We start from the raw sequence: 17856 nt of genomic DNA on the forward strand, positions 1-17856 counted from the left end.
TATGGAACTCAAAAAACGTCTATCCATTGTGCAGCCTGGCAGTTTGCTCATCACCATCATTATGCTGGCACTGGCTATTGTCATGATTATTCCTTTTCTTTGGATGATAAGCACATCTCTTAAGACGCCTATGGAAGTTTTCAAATATCCCATTGAGTGGATTCCATCCAATCTGACCTGGGAGCATCATCAAAAAGTATGGTCCGGTGCCAAAAGCTTCGGTACGTATTATTTGAATTCACTCAAGATATCCATCATTGGCATGGTAGGCGCAACATTTCTTTCCGCTTTTGCAGCATACGGATTCGCCCGGATTGATTTCAAGGGTCGGAATGCGCTGTTTCTGCTCTATCTGTCGATGATGATGATTCCGCCGCAAGTGCTCTTCGTTCCGAAGTTCATCATGTTTGAGTGGGCGGGAATCTATAATACACATCTGGCATTGATCCTGCCTGGTTTGTTCACCATTTTCGGAGTGTTCATGCTTCGTCAGTTCTTCCTGTCCATTCCGAATGAAATATCCGAGTCAGCCTTTATTGATGGAGCGGGACACTTCCGCATATTCTTTCGCCTGATCTTGCCACTTGCCAAGCCGGCACTGGCAACACTGGCCATTATTGATTTTTCCTGGCAGTGGAACGACTATGAGAATGCACTTGTGTTTCTGATCGACGAGAATCTGTATACGGTACCTCTGGGACTGCAAAATTTCATATTGGAAAATACGGTGGATTATAATGGCATGATGGCTGCTGCTTCAGCGGGGATTATCCCCATGATCATTGTATTTGCTATAGGGCAGCGTTACATCATTCAGGGCTTGACCAATTCTGCCGTGAAAGGGTGATGAACATGAGAACAGAACAGATTACCAGTGACATTACGATTGTCGGGGCCGGGCTCTCAGGCATCTGTGCTGCCATCGCAGCGGCGAGATTGGGAAGTACGGTGGCCCTAATTAATAACCGGCCTGTGCTTGGCGGTAATTCAAGCAGTGAAGTAAGGGTGTGGGTTTGCGGAGCAACAGCACACGGAACGAACCGGTATGCCCGGGAGACGGGCATCATGGGAGAGCTGTTCCTGGAGAACCAGTACCGCAATCCGGAAGGCAATCCCTATTTGTGGGATCTGGTTCTTTTGGAAGCCGTTCGAGCGGAAGAACGGATCAGCCTGTTTCTGAATACGGATGTACACGAGGTGGAAGCAGAAGGAACGGAGGAAGACCGCCATATTCGATCGGTGACGGGGTGGATGATGGGATCGGAACGGCGCATTCGCTTTGAAAGTCCGGTGTTTCTTGATTGTTCAGGAGACGGCTTAGTCGGATTTCTGGCTGGAGCCCGCTATCGTCTGGGACGTGAGGCGGCACATGAATATGAAGAAGAGTGGGCACCTGAGACTGCTGATCAGATAACACTGGGAAGTACGCTGCTATTTTACACACAAGATGCCGGTAGACCTGTTCGTTTCGTGCCTCCGTCCTTTGCCAAAAACATTGAGGAAACGCCCATTCCAATCAAACGTGTCATTCGCAGCGGTGATTCAGGCTGTCATTATTGGTGGATCGAATGGGGAGGGGAACTGGACACGGTTCATGAGAATGAACGGATCCGGGATGAACTCTGGTCGGTCATTTATGGCATCTGGGATTATATTAAAAATTCAGGGCAGTTTGGTGCAGAAACGATGACACTGGAGTGGGTGGGGTCCATTCCGGGGAAACGAGAATATAGACGTTTTATGGGAGATTATGTACTCAACCAAAATGATATTCTAGCTCAGGAGCCTTTTGCCGACCGGATTGCTTTTGGCGGGTGGTCCATTGATCTGCATCCACCGCAGGGCATGTACGCCGAAGCCAGCGGTTCCAAGCATATGCATGCCGATGGCATCTATCATATTCCTTATCGCTCACTTTATTCGGCGAATGTGTCGAACCTGCTCTTTGCGGGAAGAAATGTAAGTGCTTCACATGTGGCCTTCGGTACGACAAGAGTTATGGCAACCTGTGCGGTGATGGGTGAAGCTGCCGGGACTGCTGCTGCGCTCTGTGCAGCCAAGGGGGTATCCCCGCGATTGATCCATAACCAGCATCTGAAGGAATTGCAGCAAACGCTGCTGCGACAGGATGCATCGGTCATCGGATTGCGAAATGAAGACAGGCAGGACCTTGCCCCTAAGGCTGTAGTAACTGCTTCAACAGCGTGTATGACCATTGCAATTGATCAACCGGCAGAGTCCTATCGATTGGAGAGAGATATCGGAATTCTTTTTCCCGTTGATCCTTCGCTTCAGGGGATGGAGCTACTGGTATCGACAGAGGAAGATACAGAGCTCCAAGTAGAGCTCTGGGATACAGGTCGGGAAGAGAACTACGTTCCAGCAAAACAGATTGCCGAAAGGACCATTCGTGTAACTAAGGGTGAAGAGCAATGGATTCATGTCAGCATCCAATGGGAGCCTGCCCATTCGCAGAATGCATTTGTTGTTATCAGGCAGAATGATAGAATTAGACTCTATCAATCCAGTCAGCAAGTAACCGGTGTGTTGTCCTTTGAGAAGGGTGCTGCCCCGCACGCGGTCGCTTCCCTTGAGGATCACGATGAGTCTCAGCCCGTTGTTGCCTGGAGCATGAAGGCACTGAACCGCAAACCATTTTGTTTTAAAATTACAGGAAAGACAGATACTTATCTGCCGGAAAAAGTAATCGATGGCTATAAACGCCCTTATGGCGGTCCTCATTCTTGGATGTCTCTACCTCTGTATGAGAACGAAGACGGTGAAGCCTGGTTGGAGTTGGAGTGGGAGCATGAGGTGTCTATCCGTGAGATTCTTCTTACATGGAATGATGATGTGAATGAAGATCTCATTAATCTGCATCATCACCGGACTCCGTTCGAGATCATTCCGGAGCTCGTAAAAGCGTACCGGATCGAGGCAGAGGTGGAAGGCAAACGGGTTCTGGTTGAATCCGTGAAGGACAATCGCAGGCGTACAAACCGTATTGCGTTGAAGCACTTTGTGTCGACAAGGAATTTACGAATCATTATTGAGGAGACAAATGGGGCTTCCTGTGCCGAGCTGATTGAAGTCCGTGTATATTCCTAAAAAAGGCAGCGCCATCGGCGCTGCCCTTCCATTTTATATTTGTTTTGAATTGAATGGGTTTAAGCAGATTCGCTAACTGGTCGTTAGAGCTGGGGAGCAAGAATCACCTTCATGATTCAATCATTAGCAAAGTTCCTCATTATATTTAAAAGTCGTTTCCTGCGAGGATGTAAGTACCTTCCTGCACGCGGAAACGACTTTTTGGGTTGAGCAGTTTTTATGATATGTGTTCCTTAGGAATCTGCCTTCACAATGGTCGAATTCAGATTACCTGTCAGTCGCTGCGGTGGGAATACCATACGAACTGGCGCGATAATGATTGCAGCCAAGAGTGCTTTGATCAGATCTCCGATAATGTAAGGATAGAAACCTTGAATCATCGCTTCCGGAAGAGACATTTTATAGGCATAGGCCAGCCAAGGTACGCCCGAAACATAGATCAGCAGCGATCCGAACAGTTCAAACACGACAAATGCCAGTAGATAACCGCCGATTCCTTTCAGCTTGATTCGTGCAAGCAGCAATCCAATGAGCAGGGCGGCGAAAGGCCACATGATGACGTATCCGCCTGTAGGACCGAGGAGTACGGCGAGGCCGCCGGCCCCGTGCAGAAGCGGAAACCCCAGAGCAGTCAAAATAACGACCAGAGCAATACTTAAGAAACCGTATAACGGGCCCAGTAATCCTCCCGCCAGCATAACGGCAAGCGTCTGCAGCGTAATAGGGACGGGTGAGAAACCAATGGGAATACTTATGTAACCAAAAAGAACGAGTATAGCTGCCATGAGTGCACTGAATACAATACCGCGCAAAGATAACTTCATGATTGAACAATCCTTTCGATTTTGGTAATCTTATTGTTAACCAAAACAGGAAATGGTGGTTAACGATTTGGATCGTACCACAAAAGAAGCAAAAGGGAAAGGACCAAATTTCGATGCAGGACGTTATGCCTTTAATTACACTAGAACATGCACGAGTCCATTATGCGGCCGAATCCGGCCAAGTTCGCAAGGCAGTCGATGGGGTTTCCCTGAACGTATATCCCGGGGAATGGATTAGTATTGTGGGAGCCAATGGTAGCGGGAAAAGTACACTGGCCGCAGTGCTGATCGGCTTCACACAACTATCAGGCGGAACAAGACAGGCGGCTCCTGAGCTTGCCGTTCGTGGAGTGCTTCAGCAGCCTGATGCGCAGGTGCTTGGAGATACGATTGAGGAAGAATTTCATTTCAGTTTATCTCCGTTCGTTGATTCAGTAGAGGAACAATTACGGCGTAGAGAAGACGCTTTACATATGGTTGGCCTTCAATATTCCCCGGACACAGCTATATCTCGTCTGTCTGGCGGCCAAAAGCAGCTGCTCAATATTGCGGTAGCTCTGGCCTCCAAGCCGGATGTTCTTGTCCTCGATGAACCTACGGCTATGCTGGATCCGGGAGCGAGAGAGAGGATAGAATCCATTGTGGAATCTGTCGTCCGGCAAGGAACTGCAGTTATCTGGATTACGCATCACTTGGAAGAAGCAACTCTAAGCAATCGGATTATGGCTATGGAACAAGGCAAATGTGTATATGATGGGGTACCATCGTCATTTTTCTATGGAAGTACGGTCGAGACTCCCCCGGCAACCATGGCTGAGGCACGTACACCCTGTGAGCGACTGAGACTTGACCCACCCTTTACAGTAAAAACAGCTCTCCTTCTCAAACAGCAAGGTTTTCTGAATCAAACCGCCACACCACTCCGGCCAGAACAACTGGTGAAGGAGGCTGCCCGATGACTATTGGAATAGATCATCTAACTGTAGAAGCGCCTGAATCCGGAACGCGGGCACTTTTGCAGGACATTTCCGTCCAGTTTAACAGCGGTGAAATAACCTTGTTACTGGGCTGCACGGGATCCGGTAAAACCACTCTATTGCAGACCATAGCAGGTCTCAAACCGCCAAGTGCTGGTCACATTGCATTAAACGGTGAACCTTTCTGGCAAAATGGCAAGGTACCGCGGTCTATTTTGCTGCAGATGGGATTGGTGTTCCAGTTTCCCGAGCAACAGCTATTTGCCCGAAGCATTCAACGGGAATTCTCGTACTCGCTTCGCCCGTACCCACTATCGGATGAACAAAAGAAACGCCAGATGACCGAGTCGCTTATACAATGGGATCCGCCAACGGATCCAGATGAGATGAAGCAGCGCTTCAATCTGGATAGATCTCCTTTTGCGCTGAGCGGGGGTGAACGAAGAAGACTCGGCCTCGCGCTCGGGACGGCAACGAAGCCTGAGTGGCTGCTGCTAGATGAACCGAGCGCCGGGTTGGAAGCACAGAGCGTTTTGCTTCTGCTTGACGTGCTTAAACGGCACCGGGACGCAGGCAAGGGAGCCATTGTGGCCACGCACGACCTGGATACATTTTTGCCGATTGCGGATCGTGTTCTTTTGCTGCGAGAAGGGCAGTTGATTGCGGATCTTACACCGAGAGAACTTCATAGGCAACCCGAACTGCTCGTAGCGGCAGAGATCGGGTTGCCGCCTTCCATGCGACTTGCCCAGCAGTTCAGAGCAGCTGGCATTGAATTGCCCACGGCATTAACGCCAGAGGAGATGGCTGCAAGTATTGCTCAGTCCTCATCTGCTGCGTCGGATAAGCTATACCGGCAGCTGAAGCAGACAAGTGTGCCAGAGACAAGTGAACCGAGCCAGCAAGAGTTGGCAAAAATGGAGCGCTCCATTGAAGCTCAAGTGGCAGTTCCACCCAATGACCTCTACCGTAATATGGACCCGCGTCTCAAATGGCTGCTGTATATTCTGCTCGTAACCGCAGCAATGCTGCAGCACCGCTGGATCGGGTTATCCCTCACACTGGTACCGGTCGTATTGGCGTTAAGTATATTGCCCCGTCAGACTCTGGCAGGCTGCGTGAAGTTAATGAAGCCCTTATTGCTGTTCTTTATTATATCTACAGCGTTATCTGGGACCACGCTTGAACCAGAGGGAGGGAGTCTACGCTTCGGTTTTTCCTTGCACCAGGCAGAGGCAACACTCCTGAATGTGTATCGTTTGTTTATCGTTACTTTGGCGAGTCTATGGTTTTCGCTAACCACGCCATATGGCCGAATGGTGGAAGGGTTAAACTGGGTGCTGGGCATAGGCAAAAAAATCAGGCTGCCGGTTGCTTCGTTTGCACTTGCCGTTTCATTGATCTTCCGGTTTATTCCGATGATCTGGAGCGAGTGGCAGCGATTCTCCCTTATCGTCCGGTCACGCGGTAAAGCTGCCCTGAAACCCAATACGGTTCGGGTTCGGGACATCGGACCGATGGTTATCCCCTTATTAATGTCGTTATTGCAGCGAGCGGAAGATATGACAATTGCCATGGAGATGCGGAAAGTGCGGGAAAATCCCATGGTTGGTGTACGTTCTACCCTGTTGGTATGGTCCAAAAGGGATACAATCATCTGTTGTATTGGACTTATTGTATTTGTTTTGTTTATATCGATACGTAAGTGATGACGAGAGAGCACAGCGCAGATTCATTCTATGAATCAAGGCATGAAACGCAGTGTTTTCCAGGGATGATGCATAAATGGTACGGTTTTCGCTCAAAATAGACGTGCTTTGGATACCTCAAGGCGGATATGGAGGGACGAACGATGAAGGACAAATTTTTGCACGAAGAACGGCGCGAATATACCGATCTGTCTACGGTGGAGTCGCAGCGGAATGATCTCGCACTGGAGGAGTTTCCGGAAGGCCCTTACGGCTCAACGTTACTGTCAGAATCACTTGGAAAGAGTTCGCCGTGGCGAGTGGATCAGCGATCCGCACATCGGTTTGATTATGAGAACCACGAGCTCCATGAAGGGGAAGTACGGGATTATCCAGGTCAGGATGTCTTCGACGAATCGGTTCCTGATCGCGTGACGAAGCCCCAATATTCGGAATAATCGAAGCGGTTCATCGTATACAAAAAATAAATCACAGTCTCCTGGCAGAATGTTTTGCTTGGGGGCTGTTTGGCGTTCACTTTAGTAAAAAAGAATCTACCGTTAATTCCACAATTTGGTTATTATAGGTTTAGTTCAAAAAAAGACGATGCGAACAAACCAATGGAAAATGGGGGATGAAAAATGAGAGAGATTGACTATAGCCATTAACTTTTGGCAGGATGAGCAGATCAGGCTGCGTGCTCTGCGCGAGGAAGATTGGGAAGCTCATTATTATAATCGGTTTGATACACCTGCCCGTCGTCTGCTCGAATGTGCAGTTGAACTGCCGCCGACGTCAGCCGAGGCCAAACATTTTACAGAAAGCTTCTCCAATTTCTCCAGTACACATGGACGCATCATGTTCTCAATTGAGGATTGGCATGGAGAGTACCTTGGCGGCGCTAACATAAACAGTATAGATGAGCGGAACGGCACGTTCAGCATTGGAATTCAGGTGGATCGTGATCATCGGGGCAAAGGGGTTGGGACGCGAGCCGTTCGCATTCTGCTGAAGTATGCCTTTTTCGAGAGAAGACTGAATAAATTCAATGATAGTGTCCTTGAAGGGAACGAGCCTTCAGCAGCCATGATGAGAAAGCTGGGTTGCGTTCAGGAAGGCGTAAGGCGCAAGGTTATATATACGAACGGCAGGTACCATGACATGATCCTTTTTGGATTAACCAAGGACGAGTTCATGGAGAAGGAGGGAATGGTATGAGCCCGATATTAAATCAGATCGGTACCGTGTTTATTCCAGTCCGTGACATTGAGCGCGCGAGAGATTGGTATTGTGACATCTTGGGTTTGCCAGCGGATGGCGAGATATTGTTTGAACACTTATATATCATTCCGATGAACGGAACACGGATTGTGCTGGACAGCAAAATTTATGCCGAAGCGCATACGTTCAAAACGCCTGCATTCCATTTTGATACGGAAGATATTGAGGAAGCCTTTGCGTTTATGCAATCCAAAGATGTTAATATAACGACACCCATTGAGCATGATCATTGGTTTAATTTTCAGGATCCGGATGGAAACATGTTAATGGTGTGCAAGTGTTAGCGCGTGGATTGAATAGAAGGCAAGGTGTAAAAGGGGGAGCATGAAGAAAATAATCTGGATAAGCATCAGTCTGCTTGTGCTGCTCATTGCAGGTCTCAACCTATTCTGGAATCGGATCTTTGGATATCCAACATTGGACCAGGCTGTCCAATCCAATTGGAAGACACCGGTGAAGATTGTGAATGTTGATCAGGAGAATGAGTTGGTTCTTTACCTGGACGAAACGCAGTATGTATTCGCAGCCTATGAACAGAACCGGGAGAGATTTCATGTGGATGAGGACACTGAGTCGGGTTGGACGGCCAGTTCAGATCGGGGTCCTGCCTTCCTCGTTGTCGCGGAGCCCAAAAACAATAGCGGAAATTTCATATGGGGTGCCTTATATTCCGACATCTCCATTGCCAAGTTCCAAATTGAATATATCAATGGAGAGACCCTGGATGTAAAAGCAATAAATAATACGTTTATCGTGAAAATGCCATTAGCCTTTCAAAACGAATCGGAGCTTAGTCTCATGGAGACGTTCAACAATATCCATGCCATCGATGCCAATCATAAGGTGATACAGTCATGGAAACCGGAGCGTTAGTTTGGCTTAGGGATGGTGGTGAGATAGATGACACTTAGCAAGAAACGATCAAGAAGGATACTCATCAATGAAGAGACTTTCCGGTGGGTAATTTCACCTGATAGTGGCTATATGGTTTTCGTTGCAGAGCATGAATTTATTCAGGGCCGAAGACTTGAAGTATACGTCGAAAATACGACAATGAAGATTATACAACCTAGGCAAGTAAGGCGTGTCATTGTCCAAGCAATCGAAGCTGGTTGGGAATATAAGTTGGCCGGAAAGCCGACCGTGTTTGACTTGAAAAATGATCAGATACTTGTAAGATAATTCAAAGAAATAACCCTTTCACAGTCCTAAGGAGCTGGAAAGGGTTATTAGTCATGCTAATGATCAAAAGTTGCCTCAGACAAAGGCAGCAAAAAGGTAAACGTGGTTCCGCTGCCTAACTTGCTGTTCACCGCAATACTTCCGCCATGCGCTTCCACAATGGAACGTGTAATGGCTAGACCAAGGCCGGCGCCGCCTTCCTTTCTGGAACGGGAAGAGCTGGTCCGGTAGAAGCGTTCAAAAATATGGGGAAGATGTTCCGGTTCAATCCCGGTGCCGTTGTCTTTTATGGTCAGTTCGGCCTTGTTATGAACAGCATAAAGAGCCACAGTAATGGAACCGGATTCCGGGTGGGTATGCTGCACTGCATTGTGGAACAAATTGAGAACCACCTGCTTCAGCTTGTGCGGCTCAGCCATTATGGTTATACCGGCAGTCAGGTCGAAGTGTACATGGCGTTCCCGCGCCATCATGTTCAGCTGGGGCTGCATCTCCATCAGCAAATGATCCAGCTGAACAATCTCCTGTTCTTGCTTCGGAGCTTGATCTAGCTTGGTTAGCATAAGCAAATCTTCAACCAGTTTGTTAATTCGAACAGACTCCCCATACATGCTGTCGAGTGCCCTATACAGTTGTTCATGATTGGACGCTGCCCCTCGCTGGAGAACTTCAATGAATCCGTGGATGGACGTCAATGGAGTTCGCAGTTCATGGGAAGCATCGGACAGGAAACGCTGCATCTGTTCCTTGGATTCACGTTCCGCTTCAAATGATTGCTCAAGCCTTTCGAGCATGCCGTTGAACGACTGCGCGAGCTGATCCACTTCCTGTTGGCCCTGCGTGGCGGGAAGACGTTCTGCCAAGCTGCCTGCATCGATCCGCTGGACGGTATCCACCATACTGGATAACGGAATCAGTGTACGGCGGAGCGTTTTGGTATAGAGAATGAGACCTGCGACCATCGCCAGAATGGATAACATGACGAAGATCAGCAGCTGTTTAACAATGAGGTCTCTTATTGGTTTCGTGGGGGTACCCATCTGAACCATGGAGAAATCCCGATTACGAGGCCCAGGCGAGGCAAAAACGATCAATTGCTCACTGCCTGTACGATCCGTCACGATCTGGTAAGGGGCATGTCGTTTGTCCAATAATTGGTCCGTGATTGTTTTGTATTCGGCGGTAGTGAGCTGGGGTGCTGCCAGACCGTCTTCTTTACCGAATATATCCTCGAATGTACCATTTTGATCGAATAGGGCAAGTGAACGATCGGGAATGTAAAGCATCCTGTTACCCGACACGCGTGCATCTGAGCCTGCCTGTCCGGCAAATGGGTTGTTGAATGACTCGTTCCGCGAAGATAAGCCGAGCCAGACAGGAGGCATGGACATGATCTGCTCTTCCATCGTTTTCGCCTGATTGCGATACAGAAAGCTCTCCATAATCCAGAACTGAAGCATGCCAATTAACAAGAATAAGGCTGCAAGAATAAACAAAGAGCGGGCGAGCAGCTGAGAACGGAGCGAACGGGGCAAGATCAATCGCTGCAGTCGTCCCAGAAGAGATTTGGTGGTTGGCTTCCTCGAATGACTCATCAGAGATCCACTCGGTATCCAACACCTCGAAGAGTGCGAATAAGTTTGTGCTCTTTATCCCCAAGTTTGTCACGCAGTGATCGTATATAGACCTCGACAATATTTTCTTCTCCGCCAAAATCATACCCCCATACACGACTAAGAATTGTCGCCTTGCTTAGCACGATACCGTGGTTCAGCACAATAAACTTCAATAGTTCATATTCGGTAGGGGACAACTCAAGAATCTGATCATGATAGGTGATCTCCTTGCGCTGATCGTCGATTCGGAAGGGACCATGTGTTACGGCCCCAATAAGCAATGGAAACTGATTACGCAGCCTTGCCTGGATCCGGGCGAGCAGCTCATCGAAGGCAAAGGGCTTGATCATATAATCGTCAGCACCAAGCCACAGACCTTTAACTCGATTCTCAACTTCGTCCTTGGCTGTAAGCATGATGACTCCAACCTGGGCTCCAGTCTTGCGCAGACGTTCAACCACCTCGAATCCATCCATTTCCGGCATCATGACGTCCAAAATGGCCATATGCGGATGGAACTCAAGTGCGAGTTCAAGTGCTGCAGCACCATCCGGAGCCGTGCGTACATCAAAACCCTCATTACTCAATCCAAGCTCCAAAAATTGCAAAATATGTGGTTCATCATCCGCCAAAAGGATTTTAATCCCGGTACTTAACTTCATAAGCGGGCATGCCTCCCTGTTAAATCCATCTAATGAATGCCTCAAAAAGTTGAGGGCTTTATGTTGTATTATCGCTTGCCAAGCTGAAAATTAGCTGAAAGGTTTGGAACTTATCCTCAGTTAACATTCAGCGGGGACTCATCCCAATTTTATTTTGGCATGTCACAATACAATCATGAAGAACGAGAAGGAGTGATTGACATTGAAACATGCCAAACGAAGGATTGATCTGGTCCTTCTGCCGATTGTCATATTGGCGGCAATTCTGAACGGATACGGGATTTGGAACGATTCATATGCAAATTCCTACTATACGACCGCCGTAGGGAGCATGCTGAGAAATTTCCACAATTTCTTCTATGCATCCCTTGATTCGGCTGGCTCCGTAACGGTAGATAAACCACCCGTCGTGTTTTGGATTCAGACGGCTTTTGCCTATGTTTTCGGATTGCATGGTTGGAGTGTTATTTTGCCGCAAGTGTTAGCGGGAATTGGTTCGGTACTGATTATTTATTTTATGGTTAAACCAACCTTTGGACTTGCTGCGGCACGTATTGCTGCTCTGGCTATGGCTACGGTTCCCGTTGTGGCGGCAGTAAGTCGTACCAACAATATCGACAGCATGCTGGTATTTACGCTATTGCTCGGTTCCTGGTTTTTGTTCAAAGGTACCAAGCAGGGCAGTCCGTGGCGGATCCTCGCAGCATTTGGCCTTATTGGACTGGCATTTAACATGAAAATGCTTCAGGCCTACATGATTCTTCCGGCATTTTATATCTTCTACCTGCTTGCATTCCAGGCGAAATGGAGAAAGAAGATCCTTCTGCTTATTGGCAGTACCGCAGTACTGGCAGTTGTTTCCCTATCCTGGGCAGTGACGGTCGATTCTATTCCGGAAAGTCAGCGGCCTTACATAGGAAGCAGCGAAACCAATTCGGTGCTGGAGCTTGCTTTTGGCTATAACGGTCTGTCCCGTCTTACTGGTCAGCAGAACAGAACCGCTGGTGCAGGCATGCCTAACATGGCAGATGATCGAAACCGTGATGATGCTTCCGCACCAGCCTCGGATTCTGATTCATCAGACAACTCCGTTGCTGCAGGCAACCCTTCAAGCGACGGTTCAAAGCGTGAGATGGGGCAAATGAACGGAATGAATTTCCCGCAAGGCGGACAGTTGCCGAACGGCGCTGAAATGCCAAACGGAAGCAATTTCGGTGGCGGCAATGGTGGCGGAATGGGTGGCATGTTCGGCACAGGGGAGAAAGGTGTGCTTCGATTGTTCCAGACTGAACTGTCCGGCCAGGCCAGCTGGCTTCTGCCAACGGCACTGCTGGGATGCATTGCTCTCTTTGCGGGGTTCAGACGGAGAAATATTACGATGAAACATAAGGAAGCTGCGTTTTGGCTGATCTGGTTGCTTCCGGTTGCGGCGTTCTTCAGTGTGGCTGGTTTCTTCCACCAATATTACCTGATCATGCTGGCCCCGCCAGTTGCAGCTTTGACTGGTGCCGGATTTGTAGCCATGTGGCAGGCCTATCGAGAACGTAACGGGTGGCAAGCCTGGCTGCTTCCTCTTGCCGTTCTGCTTACGACGATCTTCGGCTGGTATATCATGCAGGTTTATGATGACACCATCGGTGCAGGGTGGTCGATCAGCGAACTCATTGCAGGCATTGTGATTACGCTGATTCTAATTGTAATGCTCAATCGTTCACATCAATGGAAGCAAGGCATCATTGTGGCAGGGTTTATGGTTATGCTTATTGGTCCAGTCTATTGGGCATTCACGCCAATTACCTACGGCGGTAACAGCATGATTCCTGCCGCGGGTCCTACAGGTTCGAATGGAATGTTCGGCGGCATGGGCATGGCTATGGGAGGCAGACAAGGTGATCGAGATAGCGAGATGACTCTACCTAATGCTGCAAGTGATACAAATCCATCCTTCCCTGGTGCTTCTGGCAGCGGTGCTGCTGGTGATCCATTGAGTACAGGAACACCTCCGGCATCTGGTGGAAACATGTTTGGCGGTGGTGGCATGGGAGCAGCTGGCGGACGAGGCGGAGCCGGAAACAGGAACGAAGAAGTAGATACAACAACACTGAATTATCTCAGAGAAAATAACACAGGAGAGACCTATCTTTTTGCAACGACAGACTATAATCAGGCAGCTCCATACATCATTGATGAGAACGAGGCTGTCATTACACTCGGAGGCTTCTCCGGTTCTGATCCGGTCTATACCACGGAGGAACTGGCAGAGCTCGTGAAGAGCGGACAAGTGAAATACTTCATGGTTGGCGGCATGGGCGGCCGAGGAGGTAATTCGGATATTAGCAGCTGGATCATGGAACATGGTACCGAAATTCCGGCATCAGAGTGGATGTCAGGTACGGATAGCGGGGCTGGCTTCGGCGGACAGAGCACCCTATACGAAGTGAAGTTATAGAGATGGTCAAGTGGAACGAACTGAAATTGAAAAGGAGGGAACGAATATGGCCCAAAAGTGCCGTTACAGCATCATTATTCCGATGTACAACGAAGAGGCAGTCATTGAAGAAACCTATCGACGTGTGAAAAAGGTGATGGGCAGTACGGGAGAAACGTATGAACTGTTGTTTGTCAACGATGGCAGTGTCGACCGAAGTGCGCAGATGATCCGTGACTATGCACGTTGGGATGAAAGTGTAAAATTAATTGATTTTGCACGCAACTTCGGTCACCAGATCGCGATTACTGCAGGGATGGATTATGCGGCAGGTGATGCAGTTGTCATTATTGATGCGGACCTTCAGGACCCTCCCGAACTGATTCTGGACATGATTGCCAAATGGAAAGAGGGCTATGAGGTAGTGTATGCCCGCCGGACCAGACGAAGTGGGGAGACCCGCTTTAAGAAATGGTCTGCAAGCATGTTTTACCGCGTACTCCGGGCATCAACCGATACGGATATTCCAGTGGATGCAGGAGATTTCCGATTAATCGATCGCAAAGTGTGCGATGAGATGAAACGTCTTCCGGAAAAAAATCGATTTGTCCGTGGTTTGGTCAGCTGGGTTGGATTCAGACAAACAGCGATCGAATACGAACGAGATGAGCGTCTAGCAGGGGAGACCAAGTATCCGCTAAAACGCATGTTGAAACTGAGCCTGGATGGTATTACTTCCTTCTCGTATAAACCGCTCAAGCTTGCGGGTTACTTGGGAGCTATTCTGTCCGTTGGCGGATTCATCTACATGCTCAGCGTGATCATTTCTGCGATTTTCACCGATTCAACGATCAAAGGCTGGCCTTCCATCGTCAGCATCATGCTGATATTTAATGGATTTATTCTCATTATGCTGGGCATTCTTGGGGAGTACATTGGCCGGATCTATGATGAAACCAAGGCAAGACCCTTATACATTGTGCGTGACGTGTATCAATTGGAGAGTCAGTCCGGACAAGTGCGGATGACAGGCAGAGTTGCTCACCATGATTAATCGGTTGGTCACACTGATCAAATTCGGAATCGTAGGTGTGGTGAATACGGCGGTGGATGCATTGGTGTTTACCATGCTCGCCGCCTTGGGCGCACCCGCTCTGATTGCCCAGGTCATTTCCTATAGCTGCGGCGTATTGAATAGTTATTGGTGGAACGGACGATGGACGTTCAGGGATGCACGAAGACAAGGTCCAAATAATGAATTGCTGCGTTTTGTGACTACTAATCTGATTATCCTCGTCTTAATATCTCTGATCTTGTTTCTCTCGAACCACATACTTGGCTGGAACCTGGTCATAAGCAAAGTAGCAGCAACCCTCTTGGGCATGATCCTGAACTATATTGCCAGTCGATATTGGGTTTTCCGTGCTGTGTCCGCGACAGCGCCCTGTCCGAATACAGATGCGAACGAAAGGAGTGTTTCATGATATGAGAATTAAAAAGGCAGTCATTCCGGCAGCGGGACTCGGAACACGTTTCCTGCCGGCAACCAAGGCTCAGCCGAAAGAAATGCTGCCCATTGTGGATAAACCCGCCATTCAATATATTGTTGAAGAAGCGGTTCAATCGGGTATTGAAAATATTATTATTGTAACCGGACGTAATAAAAAATCGATCGAGGATCATTTTGACAAATCGGTGGAACTGGAACACTCCCTCTATGCCAAAGGCAAACAGGATTTGCTCGAGCAAGTGCAGGCGATAAGTGATATGGCAAGCATTCATTTTATCCGTCAAAAAGAACCACTGGGACTAGGACATGCCATCGGATGTGCGCGTCAGTTTGTGGGAGAGGATCCGTTCGCTGTGCTGCTTGGGGATGATATTATGGTATCCGATCCGCCGGCACTTGCACAGATGATTCATTTGTATGAAAAGACCGGCAGTCAGGTCGTTGGTGTACGTCAAGTGCAGCCTGCAGATGTAAGCAAATATGGAATTATCGATTCAGCGGGTGCGGAAGATCGGGTTCACCGAATTATGAATCTGGTGGAGAAGCCCTCAATAGAGGAGGCACCATCAAGGACTGCGGTAATGGGACGTTATATTCTGAAACCATCGATATTTCCCATTTTGGATCGGATCGAGAGAGGCGCAGGAGGAGAATATCAATTAACCGATGCATTAAAAGAAGTGAGTCAGCTGGAAGAGCTGCTCGCTCTTGAGCTTGAGGGCCGCCGCTACGATATTGGCAATCAGTTCGGTTACATCCAGGCTATTTTGGAGATCGGGCTCATGCGTAAGGAGCTGCAGCCGGTATTGTCCCCATACCTCAAACAGCTTGCGACGCAGTGGGGCTGAATTGCAGAATGTATAGGCACTTCAACTAATCCGGTAAAATCTGGTGATGTACGTATATTGCAGGCTTATTCTATTGGTAACGAATGCTTTTGTCACTAAAACGTAGTAAATAAATATCCATTTGCAGCAAATTATAAAAAATATGTTTACTTCGCAATGGTAACTTTGATATTATAATCGCAATATCAAATGCGACGAAGAGACGAGTAAATAAAAGTATTCTTTCTCAGAGAGCCCCGGCAGCTGAAAAGGGGTAAAGAATTTTTATTGAATAAAGACTCAGAGCAGCACATCGGAACTTGGCAATAAGGGATGGTGTGACAGGAGCTCCTGTTACAGAGCTGGAGTATAGGCTGTTACAACGAATTAACGGTTGTATCCTTAACTCTTAGAGGCTGATATGGCGACATATGGGCGAATCTGGGTGGTACCACGAGTGTTCAATCTCGTCCCTGAGACATCTGTCTTGGGGGTGGGATTTTTTTGGTTTTTCCGGGGTGCTCGCAACACGCTTTGGAATCACCTGAATAGTGTTTACTAAGGGAAGAATCATGAAGTCCCATCAACCGATGCAGGAATGAAAATAGCTAATATCGAACTCACACCGAAAGGAAATGATGATTATATGACAGCAAAATTGAAAGTCGGTATTGTCGGAGGAACAGGAATGGTAGGCCAGCGTTTTGTAGACCTGCTGGATGGCCATCCATGGTTTGAAGTAACAGCCATTTCAGCAAGTGCCAACTCGGCAGGCAAAACATACGAAGAATCCGTTCAGGGCAGATGGAAACTCGCAGTTCCTATCCCGGAAGCCGTGAAACAAATCGTTGTACAGGATGCCTCCCAGGTTGAAGCATTTGCCAGCCAGGTTGATTTTATCTTCTGTGCAGTAGATATGAAAAAGAATGAGATCCAAGCGCTTGAAGAAGCTTATGCCAAAACAGGCACTCCGGTTGTCTCCAACAACTCGGCTCATCGCTGGACTGCCGATGTACCGATGGTTATTCCAGAGATCAACCCAGGACACCTGGAAGTGATTGAAGCACAGCGTAAACGTCTGGGGACCAAAACTGGTTTCATCGCAGTTAAACCAAACTGCTCCATTCAGAGCTATGTACCTGCACTGCATGCGCTTCGTGAGTTCAACCCGACTCAAGTGGTTGCTTCCACGTATCAAGCCATTTCGGGAGCAGGCAAAAACTTCACGGATTGGCCTGAAATGCTGGATAATGTCATTCCATACATTGGTGGCGAAGAAGAGAAGAGTGAACAAGAGCCGCTTCGCATCTGGGGAAGCGTGCAAAACAACGAGATTGTGAAAGCTTCGTCTCCACTCATCACGACGCAATGTATCCGTGTTCCGGTAACGGATGGGCATCTGGCTACGGTATTTGTCAACTTTGAGAAAAAACCTTCCAAAGATGAAATTCTGGAGCGTTGGTTGCAATTCAAAGGGCGTCCGCAAGAGCTGGAATTGCCAAGTGCACCGAAACAGTTTATTACGTATTTCGAGGAAGAAAACAGACCGCAAACGAAACTTGATCGTGACATTGAACGCGGAATGGGCGTATCCACAGGAAGACTGCGTGAGGACTCCCTGTATGATTACAAATTCGTTGGTCTGTCTCATAACACATTGCGCGGTGCTGCAGGCGGCGCTGTCCTGATTGCTGAGCTGCTCAAAGCTGAGGGATATATTCAACCAAAATAAAAATGATCATTTGAAATACCA

17 protein-coding genes and 1 other annotated feature are annotated in these 17856 nt (G+C 48.3%); of the genes, 14 read left to right on the plus strand and 3 right to left on the minus strand.

What is annotated here, in order from left to right; translation table 11 throughout:
- Position 1: 1 nt before the first annotated feature.
- Both AC3WQ3_RS26030 and AC3WQ3_RS26035 read left to right on the plus strand, forming a co-directional pair.
- Positions 2–847, plus strand: coding sequence for a carbohydrate ABC transporter permease (locus tag AC3WQ3_RS26030; RefSeq protein WP_336779854.1), 846 nt, complete (start codon positions 2–4; stop codon positions 845–847).
- 5 nt (positions 848–852) lie between these two features.
- Positions 853–3108 (plus strand): FAD-dependent oxidoreductase, encoded by a 2256-nt coding sequence (locus tag AC3WQ3_RS26035; RefSeq protein ID WP_336779855.1) that lies wholly within the window; start codon positions 853–855, stop codon positions 3106–3108.
- Positions 3109–3341: 233 nt separating this feature from the next.
- Here AC3WQ3_RS26035 and AC3WQ3_RS26040 read toward each other — a convergent pair whose 3' ends face one another.
- Positions 3342–3932 carry a biotin transporter BioY gene (locus tag AC3WQ3_RS26040; protein WP_336779856.1) on the minus strand — a complete coding sequence of 197 codons (591 nt, stop codon included), beginning with the start codon at positions 3930–3932 and terminating at the stop codon, positions 3342–3344.
- 2 nt (positions 3933–3934) lie between these two features.
- Here AC3WQ3_RS26040 and AC3WQ3_RS26045 point away from each other — a divergent pair, with 2 nt between their 5' ends.
- From AC3WQ3_RS26045 to AC3WQ3_RS26075, 7 genes are all read left to right on the plus strand, one after another.
- Positions 3935–4891 (plus strand): ATP-binding cassette domain-containing protein, encoded by a 957-nt coding sequence (locus tag AC3WQ3_RS26045; protein ID WP_492474102.1) that lies wholly within the window; start codon positions 3935–3937, stop codon positions 4889–4891.
- Positions 4888–6618 carry an ATP-binding cassette domain-containing protein gene (locus tag AC3WQ3_RS26050; protein ID WP_492474103.1) on the plus strand — a complete coding sequence of 577 codons (1731 nt, stop codon included), beginning with the start codon at positions 4888–4890 and terminating at the stop codon, positions 6616–6618. The genes AC3WQ3_RS26045 and AC3WQ3_RS26050 overlap by 4 nt, the downstream gene beginning before the upstream one ends.
- Positions 6619–6761: 143 nt before the next feature.
- Positions 6762–7055, plus strand: coding sequence for a hypothetical protein (locus tag AC3WQ3_RS26055; RefSeq protein ID WP_492474104.1), 294 nt, complete (start codon positions 6762–6764; stop codon positions 7053–7055).
- 193 nt (positions 7056–7248) lie between these two features.
- On the plus strand, positions 7249–7815 hold the full coding sequence (locus AC3WQ3_RS26060; protein ID WP_492474105.1) for a GNAT family N-acetyltransferase: 567 nt from the start codon (positions 7249–7251) through the stop codon (positions 7813–7815).
- Entirely contained in the window at positions 7812–8162 is a 351-nt protein-coding gene (locus AC3WQ3_RS26065; protein WP_492474106.1) for a VOC family protein, read from the plus strand. Before AC3WQ3_RS26060 ends, AC3WQ3_RS26065 begins: the two co-directional genes overlap by 4 nt.
- 40 nt (positions 8163–8202) lie before the next feature.
- On the plus strand, positions 8203–8751 hold the full coding sequence (locus tag AC3WQ3_RS26070; protein WP_492474107.1) for a hypothetical protein: 549 nt from the start codon (positions 8203–8205) through the stop codon (positions 8749–8751).
- Positions 8752–8778: 27 nt separating this feature from the next.
- Positions 8779–9060 carry a hypothetical protein gene (locus AC3WQ3_RS26075; protein WP_492474108.1) on the plus strand — a complete coding sequence of 94 codons (282 nt, stop codon included), beginning with the start codon at positions 8779–8781 and terminating at the stop codon, positions 9058–9060.
- A gap of 56 nt (positions 9061–9116) precedes the next feature.
- Here AC3WQ3_RS26075 and AC3WQ3_RS26080 read toward each other — a convergent pair whose 3' ends face one another.
- Positions 9117–10655: a sensor histidine kinase gene (locus AC3WQ3_RS26080; RefSeq protein ID WP_492474109.1), complete on the minus strand. Its 1539-nt coding sequence runs from the start codon at positions 10653–10655 to the stop codon at positions 9117–9119.
- Positions 10655–11338, minus strand: coding sequence for a response regulator transcription factor (locus AC3WQ3_RS26085; RefSeq protein ID WP_492474110.1), 684 nt, complete (start codon positions 11336–11338; stop codon positions 10655–10657). The genes AC3WQ3_RS26080 and AC3WQ3_RS26085 overlap by 1 nt, the downstream gene beginning before the upstream one ends.
- Before the next feature lie 196 nt (positions 11339–11534).
- Here AC3WQ3_RS26085 and AC3WQ3_RS26090 point away from each other — a divergent pair, with 196 nt between their 5' ends.
- From AC3WQ3_RS26090 to asd, 5 genes are all read left to right on the plus strand, one after another.
- Entirely contained in the window at positions 11535–13787 is a 2253-nt protein-coding gene (locus AC3WQ3_RS26090; protein WP_492474111.1) for a glycosyltransferase family 39 protein, read from the plus strand.
- A gap of 46 nt (positions 13788–13833) precedes the next feature.
- The gene (locus AC3WQ3_RS26095; RefSeq protein ID WP_492474112.1) at positions 13834–14820 is read left to right on the plus strand and encodes a glycosyltransferase family 2 protein; all 987 of its coding nucleotides are present in this window, start codon (positions 13834–13836) and stop codon (positions 14818–14820) included.
- Entirely contained in the window at positions 14813–15250 is a 438-nt protein-coding gene (locus tag AC3WQ3_RS26100) for a GtrA family protein (RefSeq protein ID WP_492474113.1), read from the plus strand. The genes AC3WQ3_RS26095 and AC3WQ3_RS26100 overlap by 8 nt, the downstream gene beginning before the upstream one ends.
- A 1-nt stretch (position 15251) precedes the next feature.
- Entirely contained in the window at positions 15252–16124 is an 873-nt protein-coding gene (gene galU, locus AC3WQ3_RS26105) for a UTP--glucose-1-phosphate uridylyltransferase GalU (protein WP_492474114.1), read from the plus strand.
- 185 nt (positions 16125–16309) lie between these two features.
- Positions 16310–16581 (plus strand) — a binding site (T-box leader).
- A gap of 168 nt (positions 16582–16749) precedes the next feature.
- A complete protein-coding gene (gene asd, locus AC3WQ3_RS26110; RefSeq protein ID WP_127535993.1) occupies positions 16750–17835 on the plus strand; it encodes an aspartate-semialdehyde dehydrogenase in 1086 nt (361 codons plus the stop codon).
- Positions 17836–17856: the final 21 nt, after the last annotated feature.

Source organism: Paenibacillus sp. FW104-T2, from assembly GCF_058789975.1.